22 protein-coding genes and 2 pseudogenes are annotated in these 12520 nt (G+C 63.3%); 12 read left to right on the forward strand and 12 right to left on the reverse strand.

The genetic code is table 11. From position 1 onward, the window contains the following. The 11 genes and pseudogenes from EOA60_RS04485 to EOA60_RS04525 form a co-directional block, all read right to left on the reverse strand. Positions 1-1276 (reverse strand): annotated as a pseudogene (locus EOA60_RS04485) (DNA methylase N-4); the annotation flags it as partial. Then, a pseudogene (locus EOA60_RS04490) lies at positions 1273-3113 on the reverse strand (DNA cytosine methyltransferase). The pseudogenes EOA60_RS04485 and EOA60_RS04490, both read right to left, overlap by 4 nt. Continuing rightward, positions 3106-3297 (reverse strand): hypothetical protein, encoded by a 192-nt coding sequence (locus EOA60_RS04495; protein ID WP_127335636.1) that lies wholly within the window; start codon positions 3295-3297, stop codon positions 3106-3108. Before EOA60_RS04495 ends, EOA60_RS04490 begins: the two are co-directional and overlap by 8 nt. After that, a complete protein-coding gene (locus tag EOA60_RS04500; RefSeq protein ID WP_127335635.1) occupies positions 3294-3761 on the reverse strand; it encodes a hypothetical protein in 468 nt (155 codons plus the stop codon). The genes EOA60_RS04495 and EOA60_RS04500 overlap by 4 nt, the downstream gene beginning before the upstream one ends. After that, positions 3758-4489 (reverse strand): response regulator transcription factor, encoded by a 732-nt coding sequence (locus EOA60_RS04505; protein WP_164748419.1) that lies wholly within the window; start codon positions 4487-4489, stop codon positions 3758-3760. The genes EOA60_RS04500 and EOA60_RS04505 overlap by 4 nt, the downstream gene beginning before the upstream one ends. After that, on the reverse strand, positions 4486-4617 hold the full coding sequence (locus EOA60_RS39595; RefSeq protein WP_281060388.1) for a hypothetical protein: 132 nt from the start codon (positions 4615-4617) through the stop codon (positions 4486-4488). The genes EOA60_RS04505 and EOA60_RS39595 overlap by 4 nt, the downstream gene beginning before the upstream one ends. Further along, entirely contained in the window at positions 4614-5204 is a 591-nt protein-coding gene (locus EOA60_RS04510) for a hypothetical protein (protein ID WP_127335633.1), read from the reverse strand. The genes EOA60_RS39595 and EOA60_RS04510 overlap by 4 nt, the downstream gene beginning before the upstream one ends. A gap of 166 nt (positions 5205-5370) precedes the next feature. Continuing rightward, positions 5371-5865 (reverse strand): hypothetical protein, encoded by a 495-nt coding sequence (locus EOA60_RS04515; RefSeq protein ID WP_128311096.1) that lies wholly within the window; start codon positions 5863-5865, stop codon positions 5371-5373. 1 nt (position 5866) lies between these two features. Next, complete coding sequence (locus EOA60_RS37365; RefSeq protein WP_164748173.1) at positions 5867-6043, reverse strand: hypothetical protein; 177 nt, start codon at positions 6041-6043, stop codon at positions 5867-5869. A 394-nt stretch (positions 6044-6437) separates the two neighbouring features. Continuing rightward, on the reverse strand, positions 6438-7064 hold the full coding sequence (locus tag EOA60_RS04520) for a GcrA family cell cycle regulator (RefSeq protein WP_127334876.1): 627 nt from the start codon (positions 7062-7064) through the stop codon (positions 6438-6440). Continuing rightward, positions 7061-7516, reverse strand: coding sequence for a hypothetical protein (locus tag EOA60_RS04525; RefSeq protein WP_127334875.1), 456 nt, complete (start codon positions 7514-7516; stop codon positions 7061-7063). The genes EOA60_RS04520 and EOA60_RS04525 overlap by 4 nt, the downstream gene beginning before the upstream one ends. Before the next feature lie 181 nt (positions 7517-7697). Here EOA60_RS04525 and EOA60_RS04530 point away from each other — a divergent pair, with 181 nt between their 5' ends. Together EOA60_RS04530 and EOA60_RS04535 are read left to right on the forward strand one after the other, a co-directional pair. Further along, positions 7698-7946, forward strand: coding sequence for a hypothetical protein (locus EOA60_RS04530; protein WP_127216202.1), 249 nt, complete (start codon positions 7698-7700; stop codon positions 7944-7946). 6 nt (positions 7947-7952) lie between these two features. Then, complete coding sequence (locus EOA60_RS04535) at positions 7953-8261, forward strand: hypothetical protein (protein WP_127334874.1); 309 nt, start codon at positions 7953-7955, stop codon at positions 8259-8261. A gap of 2 nt (positions 8262-8263) precedes the next feature. On the opposite strand, the gene EOA60_RS04540 is transcribed toward EOA60_RS04535, so the two are convergent. Then, a complete protein-coding gene (locus EOA60_RS04540; RefSeq protein WP_127216204.1) occupies positions 8264-8488 on the reverse strand; it encodes a helix-turn-helix transcriptional regulator in 225 nt (74 codons plus the stop codon). A 43-nt stretch (positions 8489-8531) separates the two neighbouring features. Between EOA60_RS04540 and EOA60_RS04545 the strand changes: the two genes are divergently transcribed. From EOA60_RS04545 to EOA60_RS04590, 10 genes are all read left to right on the forward strand, one after another. Next, entirely contained in the window at positions 8532-9251 is a 720-nt protein-coding gene (locus tag EOA60_RS04545) for a S24 family peptidase (RefSeq protein WP_164748171.1), read from the forward strand. 341 nt (positions 9252-9592) lie between these two features. After that, complete coding sequence (locus EOA60_RS04550) at positions 9593-9994, forward strand: helix-turn-helix transcriptional regulator (protein ID WP_127334872.1); 402 nt, start codon at positions 9593-9595, stop codon at positions 9992-9994. An 8-nt stretch (positions 9995-10002) separates the two neighbouring features. Continuing rightward, the gene (locus EOA60_RS04555; RefSeq protein ID WP_127334871.1) at positions 10003-10323 is read left to right on the forward strand and encodes a hypothetical protein; all 321 of its coding nucleotides are present in this window, start codon (positions 10003-10005) and stop codon (positions 10321-10323) included. Continuing rightward, a complete protein-coding gene (locus EOA60_RS04560) occupies positions 10320-10514 on the forward strand; it encodes a hypothetical protein (protein ID WP_127334870.1) in 195 nt (64 codons plus the stop codon). The genes EOA60_RS04555 and EOA60_RS04560 overlap by 4 nt, the downstream gene beginning before the upstream one ends. After that, positions 10511-10810: a hypothetical protein gene (locus EOA60_RS04565; RefSeq protein ID WP_127334869.1), complete on the forward strand. Its 300-nt coding sequence runs from the start codon at positions 10511-10513 to the stop codon at positions 10808-10810. The genes EOA60_RS04560 and EOA60_RS04565 overlap by 4 nt, the downstream gene beginning before the upstream one ends. Beyond that, entirely contained in the window at positions 10807-11223 is a 417-nt protein-coding gene (locus EOA60_RS04570; protein WP_127334868.1) for a hypothetical protein, read from the forward strand. The genes EOA60_RS04565 and EOA60_RS04570 overlap by 4 nt, the downstream gene beginning before the upstream one ends. Then, positions 11220-11585: a hypothetical protein gene (locus tag EOA60_RS04575; RefSeq protein ID WP_127334867.1), complete on the forward strand. Its 366-nt coding sequence runs from the start codon at positions 11220-11222 to the stop codon at positions 11583-11585. The genes EOA60_RS04570 and EOA60_RS04575 overlap by 4 nt, the downstream gene beginning before the upstream one ends. A 1-nt stretch (position 11586) precedes the next feature. Next, positions 11587-11784: a hypothetical protein gene (locus EOA60_RS04580; protein WP_127334866.1), complete on the forward strand. Its 198-nt coding sequence runs from the start codon at positions 11587-11589 to the stop codon at positions 11782-11784. Next, a complete protein-coding gene (locus tag EOA60_RS04585; protein WP_127334865.1) occupies positions 11777-12262 on the forward strand; it encodes a hypothetical protein in 486 nt (161 codons plus the stop codon). Before EOA60_RS04580 ends, EOA60_RS04585 begins: the two co-directional genes overlap by 8 nt. Beyond that, a complete protein-coding gene (locus EOA60_RS04590; RefSeq protein ID WP_127334864.1) occupies positions 12262-12447 on the forward strand; it encodes a hypothetical protein in 186 nt (61 codons plus the stop codon). The genes EOA60_RS04585 and EOA60_RS04590 overlap by 1 nt, the downstream gene beginning before the upstream one ends. The last annotated feature ends 73 nt before the right edge of the window (positions 12448-12520 follow it).

Here is a 12520-nt window from a genome sequence, read left to right on the forward strand (position 1 = left end):
GGCGTGTGCCGCGCTCCGCCTCGGAATAGATGATGTCGATCCTGCAAGCTCGGCTCTGGCCAAAGCGGACGATCCGATAGATGGCCTGAATGAAGTCGTGAAACTTGGCGTCGATGCCGAGGAAGATCGCCCAGGCGCAATGCTTCTGGAAATTGCAGCCGGCGCCGCTCATTTCCGGCTTTGTCGCAAGGTCGCGAAACAGGCCTTCCTTGAAGTCGATGGCGTTCTGCTCATTCACCTCGAGGTCCTGGTTGCCGAAGATCGACCGGACCTCAGGCACTGTCGCTTCGATCGCACGGCGCTCGTCTTCGAGATGGTGCCACAGGATCCGGTGCTCGTCGGGCGCCTCGCCGATCAGGTCGAGCATCTTGTTGACCCGCGCATCCATGCTGACCCGCTTCTCGCGTGCCGCATGAATGACGCTGGCGCCCGGGTCGTTGATGAGCAGGCCCTGGCCGTCGCGATCGAAGCCGGCGGCGCCGTGGTTGGTCTGGACCTCATGCCAGGTCACCTTCATTTCCGGGAGAGCATAGCCGTCATCCGGGAAGCCGAGGTCGGCCGGCGATTGCAGGAAGACCGCCCAGCTGTTCACCCAAAGCCAGAACTCATCAGTTTTGTGCGGGTAGAGGGTGAGCTCGTTGGCCTTCTCGCTATTGCGCTGGAAGAAGCGGGTCAGCGCCTGGCCGGTGTCCATCACCTCGAGGAAGCCGGCATAGTGGATCAGTTCCTTGGTGCGATTCGGCGAGGGCGTCGCGGTGGCGACGAACTTATAGGCGAGGCCTTCGAACAGCGGCAGGAAGACCTGAAACGTCTTGGTGCCGTAGCCGCGAAGGATGGCGGCTTCGTCGAGAGAGGCCGCAGTGAAGAGCGCCGGATCGATCTTGCCGTCGCGGACGCTCTCATAGTTCGCGACATAGATCGGCTCGTCGCCGTCGATCTCGTCATTGCTCCGGATGAATTTGAGCGAGATCGCGCACCGGCCGCGGAAGCGCTCTTTGGCTTCCGAAAAGAACTCATGCCGGACGCCCAGCGGCAGCACGATGAGACGCCGGCCGCCGACATGAGCGCCAATCAGGCGCATCAGCTCCAACTGGATCGATGTCTTGTGAAGACCGAAGGCGGCGAAGATGGCCCGACGGCCGCCGGCTATCGCCCATCTGACGATGGCGCGGCAATGAGGCGCGAGATCCGGGTTGATGTCGGCGTCGTCGACCTCGAAGCCGGTCGCTTCGGCGACCTTCATCTTGGCGCGGAGGAAATCGAGGTAGGCGGTCATTCTGCGGCTTCCCGATATTCTTGTGGGGCTGGCATCCGGGTTTTCGGCGCCGCGTCGGCCATGATGGCGCTGACACAGGCCTTCATCTTGGCGACCGAGACGGCGTTGCCGATCTGCTTGATCTTCTCGGTCTTGGTGCCGGCGAATTCGTATTCGGCTTCGTCGGTGTTGAAGCCCATGGCGGCGGCCAGCTCGTGCGGTTCGAGCATACGGAAGAGGATGTCGTACTCGGACGTCGCTTCGACGAGGTCGACATGGCCCGTCGCCGCGATGGTCGGCGTCGGTTATCGATGTCATGAACCTGAGGCGCCTGACCTTCGCGCTCGCCATGCTGCGCTGTGATGAAGGCAAGCTCGCCGCGGTTAGCCGTCGTAAGCGTCGGGAGAGGATCGGCGTCGACATCGCGCGCTCGGTTGCTGCCGTCCGAATGCGTGATCGGCACGACCATCCCGAATCGAGCCTTGGCGGTGGCAGTCGGCAACGGGTCTTCGCCGCTCGTGCACGTCTCGCCCGACCCGGAGCCGTAATAAGGCGAGATCAGCAGGTGAGAGTGCTTTGCGACCTGGGTCGGTGTTGGCTCGTCCACGGTGCGGGGAGCGCCCTCGGCGTGGCGAGACATGAGGAACGGCTCGATCAGCATCGGTCGGGCGCAGCCGGGGCGCTGTTCCGTTGCCGCACCGCCGGTTGTGATCGTCGGCAGCGGCTCCGCCACAGTCCGCGGCGCACCGCTGTTATGCTGTGAAAGAACCAGCGGCTGGGCTAGCCAAACACCGCCCTTCGTATCGAGCGTCGGGACCGGCTCTGTCGATACCGCCTTCGCCTGGTTACCTTTGCGGCCGTTCATGATAACGGCTTCGGCAAATGCCAGACCGCCGTCGGTGGTGATTGTCGGCAAGGGATACTGGGCACCACGCGCGCTAGGCGATTTGCGGCCGTGCATGTTCGATCGAACGACCACCGGTTCGGCCAAACCGATATGGTTTCCGAGCGCAGCGACGGTCGGCAGCGGACCGTCCAGGCTCTGGCCGTCCATGTGCTGGCGCAGGATCACCAGGAACGGCTCCGGCCAGCCGAACTTCACCGCGCCGGCGTAAATCCTGGCCAGCGTCTTCGGCGCCAACGGCTTCTTGCGGTTGAATATCGACTTGCCCTTGATCGACCAGTCGATGATCTCGCGCGCTGGGCGCCAGGGTTTGGCGGCGTCGAAGAGATCAGCGCTTGCTTCGTCGCGGCGCCGATGCGTCGGCATCGGCCAGCAGACCTTCCGGCCGTCTGAACGTGCCATGAGGATGAACCGCTGGCGAGTCGTGGCGTCCCCATAGTCTGCGGCATTGAGTTTGCGCCACTCCGGCTCAAAGCCCAGTCGCCTGATCGTCTCAATCCAGGCGTGGAAGTATTCGCCCTTTCGGGAGGCAATCGGCTTGCCGGTCTTCGGATCGACCGGGCCCCAACCGCAGAACTCCCAGACATTCTCTATGATCAGGCGCTTCACGCGCAGCTCGGTCAGCCAGGTGACGATATGCCAGGGGTCACTGCGCTGCTGGTCGCTGGTCGGCTTGCCGCCGCGAGCAACCGAATGATGCGTGCACGTTGGGGAGGCCATCAGCAGGTCAAGGTAGCCTTCCGGCACGAGGAGGTGCGGCCGGACCGTCGCGATGTCCTGCACGTAGTGGCGCGCCTCGGGATGGTTGCGCTGATGGGTGTCGATCGCCACTGGCCAGTGATTGACGCAGACCAACTCCATGCCGAGCCCGAGCTCAGAAAGCGCACGCTGCGCGCCGGTCGACGAGCCTCCGGCGCCGCAAAGCAGATCGGCAACGAGCATTTTCTTAGGCATTTCGATTCCTTGAACTGGAGAGGTTTCGCCATTCCGCGGCGCCCTCGACGTCGCGCATCGCGTCCCGGTCGAGCGCATGGCTCATCTCGGCGGCTGTGCGACGCAAAAGCTCGACCGCCCAGTCGGCGGTGCTGTCGACCATCTCTTCGAGTGCGCGGGAGGCGGTGGAGAGCAGGCCTGTCACTTGCCGCCTCCGAGACCGGCGGCGTTCAGCCGGTAAATGGCGGCCGTCGCGGCCAGCTGCCTGCCGAGATCCTTGATGGTCTTCGCGGCTGGATCGCCGGCGAGCACCAGGGCCTCGTTGAGCATGGCCTCATTCAGGGTGAAGGCCTGCTCGACGGTCTCCGATCCGGCCTTGATGGCGACGATGGCGAACTTGCCGTCGACTGCGCGGACCTCGCGCATCGTGTCGGACTGGCCCACGACCTGGTTTGCGATGATGGTCTGGCTTGTCAGTGGTGCCGGCGGCGTGACATCGCGCTGGACTAGGTCAACGCCATAGTCGGAAAGCAGCCGGATCAGGTGATCGGCGCGGCGCCGGACCTCCTCCCGGCTGTCGTCGTCGGCGTCGGCCCAGAGCGGCCGTATAAGGCCGTAGCGCTCGCGCCTGAGGCACTCCGCCACGATGTCGCGGACCGGCCGGCTCATCCCGGCACCCGCTGACCGAACTGGCTGAACGACGGCGCATATCCGTCCGGGATGAAGCGGAAACCCTGGCCCCAGACTGTCTCGATCACATCGAGGCCGCCGGTGGCTGCAGCGATCTTCTTGCGAAGCTTGCAGACGAAGACGTCGACGATCTTGACGTGCGCTTCGTCGCGCCCGTTGTAGAGCGCGAGCATGCACATCGCTTTTGTGACAATGAGGCCGGGGCGCGCCGCAAGGGCGGTGAGCAGCACGGTTTCTTGATGGGTGAGATGGATCTTGGCGGTATCGCCAACCAACTCGCCAGTGGAGGGCCGCAGGACACAGCCGGGCAATTGGATGATTGAGGGGTTGCCATCGCGCTGGCGGCGCTGCAGGGCGAAAAGCCGGGCCACCAGTTCGGCGCCGTTGATCGGCCAGGGTTGTGCGTCATCGGCCCCGGCGTTCAGAGCCGCGGCAAGCGCCGATGGCCCCACAATGATGGATTGCTCGTCGACGAGGGCGAAAAGGGGGTTGCGGACATCCGCGATCCGCCATTCCCTGCACATCTTGGCCGCGCTTCCAGGCCAAAGCGCGAGAAATATGCCGATTGTGTCGGGGTCGCGGAAAAGGAGAGAGCCGAACGCTTGTGGCTCTGGCTCGATTTCGCATTCGATGTCGGCCGCGGCGAGCACGGCCTCGATGTTGATGGAGACCGTTGGATTTGGGGAGCACACGAGGACGCGCATCATTTGTGCACCAAGCCTCCGCATGCAGCGAAGATCACGAAGGCGATCGCTGCGATGAGCAGGCCGGTCGACAGTGCCTTACCGAGCGAGTGGTAACCGCGCTCGCGGCTGTTGGATGGGGGCGCCCTCATGCCACTGCCCTCCCGTTGCCGAGCCGGAGGTCCATGAACGCCTTTTGATGCCGAACCGGGATGAAGTTCGCGGACCGCCATGCCACCGCGATCCCGACGGCCTCAGCGGCGTCGTGCGCGGCCTTCTTCGATGGTGGCAGGATGATGCCCTGGCGCTCGGCGGCCTCGACGGCCGACACCTTCCAGTTGACGGCCGGCTTGAACCCTTTGCCGTAGTAGGCCGTGCGCCATGTCTTGTCGGCGATCATCACCCAGGGGATGCCGAGGCTGTTCAGGATCCCGATCGCGGCGCCGGCGAGGGCGGCAAGCGTGATCGTGGTCGTCGCGTTGATCATGCGGCGGTCGCCGCCTGACTGATCACCGCCGCCGTAGTCGACTACGACGCCGAGCGGCCGCTCAATCACGGCCAGGTCGGGGCGCCGGTCGGCGAGCAGCGGCCGCAGCGCGCAATCGAAGTCGTCGATTTTCGCCCAGGCGCCGTCACCCTCGGCCTCGATGGCAAGGCAATGCCATGTCGAAGACGGCCGCGACGGCTCGACGAAAGAGACGCCGCTTGTCGAAGCGATGTCCAAACCGGTGATCAGCATCGGGGCGATCCTCTGGAAGGAGCGGCCGCTGCTCTGCCGGCCTGGTCACGCATAGATCGATGCCGCGTTCCATCTCTGCCCCTTGTCGCGTAGGCAGAAGTGCGTCCGGTTCACTCCGCATTTGATTCCGCTGCAGTCACCGGCAACCCGCCCAGAATTCGGATGGTCAGTTCGGCTTTCCGCTCTTCTCGCCTGCCCAGGCTTTCGCGGCCGCCGCCGCAATCGGATCCGTGCCGTCGGCGGGCTTGGCTGCGTCGCGCTCCACAGCTGCGGCGCCGAGGCCAAAGCCGGCGAAGTCATCGCCCAGCGCTTTGATGATGGCGACGGCTCGATCACGCTCTGCGCTTTCCAGTTCATTGACGCGATCGTTGGCGAGCTCCTGCCGGCGATCGAGCGTCTCCTGAGCCTTGCGAAGCGCCTTGTTCTCGTTGACGATCAGCTTGAGCGTGCCTTTGGCGAGGCCGACCTTCTTCGCGTCCTCGAGCTGCGCCTTGATCTCGGCGTTGCAGGACTGGTTGACGGCCAGCTTCTTTGCTTTGTGTTCAACTTCGAGTTGGTGAAGCCGATTTTCGCGGTCTTGTTCAACGCGATCCATCTCAGCCACAAACGAACTGGCTTCTTGGTCGGTCGCGGTATTCTGGCCGGTATGGATTTTAGCCATATCAAGCCGCCTCCTTCGCGGCCGGAAGGTTGCGGCGTTGATTTCGCTTCTGTTCGGACGAGGTTGCCCAGCGACAGTTGCGTGGCTCGTAGTTGCCGTCGTTGTCGATGCGGTCGATTGAATGCTCCGGGGATGGCTTTGGCCCCATATCCTGGACAAAGCATTCGAAACCGGTCATGCCGTTCTCACCGATCGGCCATCGGTCACAGACGGTGATCCCGCGTCCACCGTAGTTGTGGTAAGACTTGCATCGAGGAGAAGAGCACCGCTGCTTCATCGCCCTCCAGATGAGTAGGAGGGACAGGTCAGCACGAGGCGTCCCGAAGCGATAGTCCTTGGTACCCGCCTTGGCCGTACGTTCTTTTTGCAAGCAGCCGCAGGATTTGGCACCGCCAGACTTCTTGCGCAGATTCCCTGTCGAGCTAAGCGACACACCGCCGCAATCGCATACGCAGTGCCACCTGATCACGCCGCAGGCGGCTCGCGGTCCTTCTCGGACGACTACCAATCGGCCGTAGCGCTGGCCCACGAGGTTTAGCTTTTGAGGAGAGGTTTCGCCTTTTACAGTCACGTCAGCCCATCCTTTCTGCCGAGCGGAGGCTGGCGCGTTGACGGACGGTTGCGGGAATGAAGGCTAGGCGGGAGTGGTATTTGCAGTACGGCCCGCTTTCGGCGGCATCGTTCCCGCAAAAAGCGAAGTTCTCCGCCTGAGGATCGCCGTGCGGCCATTTGCAGGTGCGTTCGGTGAGCTCGACGAGCTTCAGGTTGCGCGGGGCTGGAACGCCGACGTCAGGCGTCTCGATCGGCTTGCTCGCCTCGCCGGCGACGAGATGTGCCGGCAATCCGGGGGAGGCGGCGCGCTGCTCGGCGCGCGCCTTGATATCAGCATGGTGAGGGTTATTGGCACCGCGCCACGACGTGGCTTCGGCGACCCGAGGCGATTGCTTCTTCGCCTTTGGCTTCGCCACCTTCGCCCGTGGTGAAGCATCCTTCTTCGGCCGGCCGGTCTTGCCCTTCCGTTCCGCGCTGCCGTTGAGGTGCAGCTTCAGCCTGTAAGCCCGGCCGATGACCGCGCTGCGACTGGCCTCAGCGAACTTGCCGGCGATTTTGGCGGCGCTGAAACCCTTCGCGCAAAAATCGCGAAGAAGCTGGTCGCGATCAGCTGCTGGGATCGTCTTCCAGTTTGGGAGATCGCTCATCGAGAGCCTCTCCCATTTCCGGATAGATCCATCGAGCCGTGGCGTCTGCCCATTTCAAGCAGCGCGTCGCGATCCACCGTCGAACCGATCTCGGCATAATGAGAGGCCAGAACGATCGCGCTGGCGGCGAATTGGCGTCTCGCACCTTTTAGCTCCTCTTCGGCCCGCAGCTCTTTCAGCGCGAGCATTTCCTCGTAATCGATGCGGGCCACTTCCGCAAAGAACAACGCCCGCACACGGCGACGCGTGATCTTCGGCAAGCGTTTCGTGAGCTCGCGATACAGACGGTCCAGCTTCACCTTACAGGGTGAATCTGGCGCCAGAAGATCGCCAAGGCCGCGGGTGAGCTCGTGGGCCGCCGAAACGCTAGACATCATACGGCGACCCTTCTGGCCCGGGGAACGCGATTCCGCGTTCTTGGAGCAAGATTCCACGCGACTGGAGTCGTTCATTGCTATCTCCATTTCCAGCGACGGAATGCGGAGACTGCGATGAACAAGCGGAACGGAAAGAGGGGTGGGCCACCAAGCCAGGTTGCCAAGGCGAGGGGCCCACCATGCCGGCCTTGGGCAGCCGGCGCTCGCGCGGGACAGGTGACACAGCGCGCGAACTTGAAGTCGAGGAATGCGAAAAATGAAGACCGACGGCCACGGCGAAATGCCGAAGCTTACCGAGCCGGAACCGCTCCCCAGTCTCTTCGTGACCGGGTTCGCTATTCAGGTCGTCGAGGAAAATATCGTTCGGCTGCTCCTTTGGACCGAACTGCCGCCGCTCGGCGGACAGGAGCATCAGGCCAGACTGCAGGCCCGCATAGCGATGCCCGCAAAGACATTCCGGAACCTGGTTTCGGAGGGCCGGCGCGTTGGCCGCGCCAAGCAGTGAAACCGCTTGGAAACTATCCTGCACAGAACGTGTGCAATTCACGGAAACGAGAATTTCGGACCGGCCTATCCGGTGCTGATGCTGCCTGCTTTGGGGCCAGCGCGTCAGGGCGTCGAGATCATGAAACCAGCACTGTTTTTCCGCGACATCAAAGTCGTTATCGACGACGGCGTCGTGCATCTTGTCGGTTTCTCGACGGCGGACGGGGAACGAAAGTCCGCAGCCGAGCCGGTTGCCCACTTCGTGATGAGCAACGACACCTTCCGCAAACTCCTTGCCGAAGGGCGCGTCAGCCTGGCGAAGGGCGGCCACTGAGGTCATTCTGCGGCCTCAGCTGCATTGCCGGGCACCTCTGATGCCTGGTCACCTGCCATCATCATCGACAGCAACCGACGGACCGGCTTGCTCGGCTCCGCACCGTTCTCGATGCGGGACACCGTGGCCTGGTCAACGCCGATCTCGGCGGCGAGCTGCTGCTGGCTCAAGCCACGCGCTTCTCGGAATGCCTTCACCCGGCCGGAATCGAAATCACTGTCGGTCATGGTGAATAAGCTATGCAAAACGCATACTAACTGTCAATGCCCATTGCATAGCGAAATCTGCGATTTGCATAGGCTCATGACAAAAGACCAAGTCGCAGAACGCTTACAGATCGCTCGCCGAGCCGCTGGATTTACCGATGCGGCCGAGGCAGCTGCTGCGCTTGGCGTTGCCTATCCGACCTATGCAGCACATGAGAACGCTTCGCGCGGGATCCGGCCCGAAGCCGCCGCAAAATACGCGCGGCGCTACAAGGTTTCGCTCGATTGGCTGCTGGAGGGTCGCGGAGCCGGCCCTACGCAAAGGGCGGTGACGAGCGAGACGCTTGAGCCTCGCATGGTCCAGGTGAAAGGCTTTGTGCAAGCTGGAGCGTGGGCCGAAACTTGGGAATGGTCCGACGACGAGGTGTATTCGGTCCCGGTTCCGGATGATCCGGCGCTTAGAGCGTTCGGGCTGCACGCCGCCGAGACGCGCGGCCCTTCCATGAACAAGCGCTATCCGGAGAAGACCGTGCTTGTGTTCACCGATCTCATCGAAACCGGCGCACAACTAGAGCTTGGGCGAAGGTACATCGTTGAGCGCGAGCGCGCCGACGGCATGCGGGAAGCCACGGTCAAGACGCTCTGGCGCGATGACGGCGGGAAGATCTGGTTGCTTCCCGAATCGGATGATCCGCGGTTCCAAGAACCCATCCCTATCGATGGCGGAGAGGACGACACCGTGCGAGTCGTCGGTCGCGTCGTCTACGCTGTCAGCAAAGAATAATTTCCAGAGGGTGGTTGACCACGTCGGAGCGCGCGGTTTATCCGCGCGTGCTCCCGCGCGCTCGGTTGGAGATTATCTCTAACCTTCATCGTAGAGCTCTACGTTAGACGAATCGTGATTTCACGCTGCGATTCTGTGTCCCTCTACCTTCACCGTTGATGTGTCCCGCTACGTATCAGACAGGCTGCTGACGCAGCCTCTACGTCACAGCTCTACGAATCGAGGTTAGCGCTTGCGCGCGCGAGGCCGACCGGCTGCATAACGATTTTATGCGTTTCGCATATTTTGTGCTTGACGGGTATTATGCGTTTTGCATAGGATTGAGGGCATAGGAGACACCAATGCCCACGCAAACCAGTCCGACCTCTGCCTGTAAATCGCGACACGGCGCGCTGCGTCAGGTCGTTGCCAGCCGCTTGAACGAGTTGGGGATTAACCCGTTCGAAGCTGCCCGTCGCGGCGACCTCGAGCGCAGTTTCGTGAACGATATCCTGATCGGCAAAAAGCACTCGGTCCGCACCGACAAGATCGGATCGCTGGCGCGTGCCCTGCAGATCGATCCTGCGGAGCTGATCCTTTCCCAGTCGACCCCGCACGGGCATCGCCGCCCCGTCGCGGCCGTCGAGTCGGTCGATACCGTCCTCGATCACGTCTGCAACTGGCTGGCCGAGCACCCCCGCGCCACCTGCGCGCTGGTATGCGCCGTCGCTCTCATCCCGCTGATGATGGATGTGCCGCGATGAGAGCCCGGTTGGTTCGAGACAAGAACGGCGAGCCGTACAGCGCCATGGTCACGCTCAACAAGGTCGAGCGTCAGATCGTCCTCGCGTACGCCGTCCCGATGATCTACGCGCCGGGCGGCATGGGTCCGGATCGTCCGGACAACAGCGCTACGGTTCGCTTCGGCGGAGCCTGCTTCACTGACGTCGAGAAGAACCTGCGCGCAAGTCTCGACGCGTTCAAGGCCGCACTTCGCGGTGAGATCGAGCGTCGCAAGCGGGTCAATACCGAGATCCGCGCACTGATGGCGCTTGAGCGCCGGCAGGCCAGCCATGCGGACGCGCCAAAATGAGCGCGACACCGGCACCGACCATCATCGAGACCCTCGACGGCGCGCTCTACCGCGTCAACGAAACTGGCTCTGCCGATCTCACCCACGTTTGGAACGGGGTTCGCGTCAAGAAGCAGGGCGGTATCTGGGTGGATCGCAAGAACGCCCGTGTCGAACTCGTTCGCAAGCTCGGCGCGAAGGTGCGGGCATGAGCACGACCCCGAACAACGGCGCGGCTGCCCCGATGACCACGGAGCAGTCGCTGGCGATCTTTGAGAAGGTTGGCGGTCCGGCGTTCCCTGCCGAGTGGACGCTGCCGGATAACAGCCAGATTACCTGCCCCGGTATGACGCTTCAGGACTGGTTCGCCGGGCAGGCGATAGCAGGCATGTTCGCCGTCTGTGAGCGGGACGAGAGAGACTGGCCCGACGCTGCAAACCTGGCGGCGAATGCGTATCGATACGCCAACGCCATGCTGGCCGAGCGCGCCAAGGCAGGTGGCCAATGAACGCGCACACTTTCGCCATCCCGACACCGATCGACGAGGCCATGGCGACCCGCCGTCGGCTCAACGATGCGATCGACGTCTACGGCAACGGTTACGACGATCTCCGCGCCAGCGCCATCGAGGCCATCGCTTCCGGCCGCGCCGCGTTCTGGACGACGAGCAATTTTTCCGCAGCTCGAACCGTCGATCTCCCGCTGGCGCTCAACCGCGGTACCGGCATCAGGGCCGCGCTCGACGAGGCGCTGCCTGCTTGGTGCGCCAACCAGCGGCCGGTCGCTCTCGACACAATCGTCCCGCTGAACCGCAAGGCCGCTATCGCGCTGTCCGGCGCCTATGCCTCATTCGGCATCTGGCGCGATGAGGAAGAGCTCGAGCAGCGCGCGCTGCGCGACTGCCGGAGGGCCGTGGCATGAGCGAGGCAAAGCACACACCTGGGCCTTGGGGCTACGTGCCGGGCAACGAGCATCACGGGCCCTACGTGACGTCGGACTTTGGCTCGACCATTTGCGACCTCTACACGATGTCGAACCCGAGCAGCATGTCCGTTCGCAACGGCGGTGACAGCAGGCCCCTCCCGTTCCTCGCCGAAATGGCCGAACCGAACGCCCGCCTGATCGCCGCGGCGCCAGACATGCTGGCGGCGTTGAAGGCGCTTTGCGATGCCGACGCGTCCTACTGGGGCGATGAAATCCGCATCGTCTGCTCTGGCCATGGCGACGCTATCAAGCGGATGAGGGTCGCCCGTGAGGCGATCGCCAAGGCGGAGGGCCGGTGACATGCCCGACCGCAAGATCGTCACCTCGCACATGAACCCGCCCATCCCGGTCCGGGATTACGACTGGTGCGCCCACTACGAGGGCGAGGAAGAGGCCGGCAACTACGGCTGGGGCCGCACCGAAGCCGAAGCCATCCAGGATTTCAACGACAACTGCGCCGCCGACCACGACGCGCGCTTGGGAGTGACCCATGACTGACGAGCCAAACACCGAAGCCGATCTCCGCAACGAGCTGGCGCCGAAGATCAAGACCGTGACGCTCGCCGAGTTGCCGGCGTTCATCGCCGATGTCATGGGGCGGCAGCACGATTATGGCACGATTTGCGTCGCCATAGGATCGATCGCCGCCGCAACTGCCTGGGCCTGCAACAAGCATGAACACGGCGGTGTCACCGGCTACCAGGCCGGCGCAATCCTCTGGGAGTTCGCTCGCGCTTGGGGCGCTCCCAGCATCGGCAAGACCGGTGCCCGTTTCCAGAACTTCGACGACCTTCTCTACCCGCAGTACGGCGAAAGGTTCACGGCCGTCTCACAGCGCACATGGGACGCCCTCCAGGCCGAAGCCGCCAAGAATTTGCAGGGCAAGTGGGACGTCGCCCATCCTGATGTCATCGCTCACTGGCGGTCCATCGTCGATGGCGTCGTGCCGTTCGGCCTAACGATTGGCGACGCGTGATGTCGCGCTCCGCCGCCCTCCGCCAGCACCTGACCGACCTTAAGGGCTGGATCGAGCACTGGCAGACCGACCGGCTCTGCAACCTCGTCCCGACCGAGAGCAGCCTGATCCTCGCCAAATCCCATGCCGACAGCGCCTTGACGCTGCTCGACCGCATGGAAGCCGAAAAGAAGGAAGCGGCGTGATCCGCAAGCCCGATACCGCGATAGATGGAGAACACCGTGACCGAAGCAGCGAAACATACGCCGGGACCGTGGC

Source organism: Mesorhizobium sp. M1A.F.Ca.IN.020.06.1.1, assembly GCF_004023265.1.
Classification (GTDB): Bacteria; Pseudomonadota; Alphaproteobacteria; order Rhizobiales; family Rhizobiaceae; genus Mesorhizobium.

Bases quoted from the DNA above. Each gene is read 5' to 3' on its own strand.
- EOA60_RS04500 (WP_127335635.1), bottom strand. From the start codon at position 3,761: ATGAGCCGGCCGGTCCGCGACATCGTGGCGGAGTGCCTCAGGCGCGAG.
- EOA60_RS04505 (WP_164748419.1), bottom strand. From the start codon at position 4,489: ATGATGCGCGTCCTCGTGTGCTCCCCAAATCCAACGGTCTCCATCAAC.
- EOA60_RS39595 (WP_281060388.1), bottom strand. From the start codon at position 4,617: ATGAGGGCGCCCCCATCCAACAGCCGCGAGCGCGGTTACCACTCGCTC.
- EOA60_RS04510 (WP_127335633.1), bottom strand. From the start codon at position 5,204: ATGCTGATCACCGGTTTGGACATCGCTTCGACAAGCGGCGTCTCTTTC.
- EOA60_RS04515 (WP_128311096.1), bottom strand. From the start codon at position 5,865: ATGGCTAAAATCCATACCGGCCAGAATACCGCGACCGACCAAGAAGCC.
- EOA60_RS37365 (WP_164748173.1), bottom strand. From the start codon at position 6,043: ATGACCGGTTTCGAATGCTTTGTCCAGGATATGGGGCCAAAGCCATCC.
- EOA60_RS04520 (WP_127334876.1), bottom strand. From the start codon at position 7,064: ATGAGCGATCTCCCAAACTGGAAGACGATCCCAGCAGCTGATCGCGAC.
- EOA60_RS04525 (WP_127334875.1), bottom strand. From the start codon at position 7,516: ATGAACGACTCCAGTCGCGTGGAATCTTGCTCCAAGAACGCGGAATCG.
- EOA60_RS04530 (WP_127216202.1), top strand. From the start codon at position 7,698: ATGAAGACCGACGGCCACGGCGAAATGCCGAAGCTTACCGAGCCGGAA.
- EOA60_RS04540 (WP_127216204.1), bottom strand. From the start codon at position 8,488: ATGACCGACAGTGATTTCGATTCCGGCCGGGTGAAGGCATTCCGAGAA.
- EOA60_RS04550 (WP_127334872.1), top strand. From the start codon at position 9,593: ATGCCCACGCAAACCAGTCCGACCTCTGCCTGTAAATCGCGACACGGC.
- EOA60_RS04560 (WP_127334870.1), top strand. From the start codon at position 10,320: ATGAGCGCGACACCGGCACCGACCATCATCGAGACCCTCGACGGCGCG.
- EOA60_RS04565 (WP_127334869.1), top strand. From the start codon at position 10,511: ATGAGCACGACCCCGAACAACGGCGCGGCTGCCCCGATGACCACGGAG.
- EOA60_RS04570 (WP_127334868.1), top strand. From the start codon at position 10,807: ATGAACGCGCACACTTTCGCCATCCCGACACCGATCGACGAGGCCATG.
- EOA60_RS04575 (WP_127334867.1), top strand. From the start codon at position 11,220: ATGAGCGAGGCAAAGCACACACCTGGGCCTTGGGGCTACGTGCCGGGC.
- EOA60_RS04580 (WP_127334866.1), top strand. From the start codon at position 11,587: ATGCCCGACCGCAAGATCGTCACCTCGCACATGAACCCGCCCATCCCG.
- EOA60_RS04585 (WP_127334865.1), top strand. From the start codon at position 11,777: ATGACTGACGAGCCAAACACCGAAGCCGATCTCCGCAACGAGCTGGCG.
- EOA60_RS04590 (WP_127334864.1), top strand. From the start codon at position 12,262: ATGTCGCGCTCCGCCGCCCTCCGCCAGCACCTGACCGACCTTAAGGGC.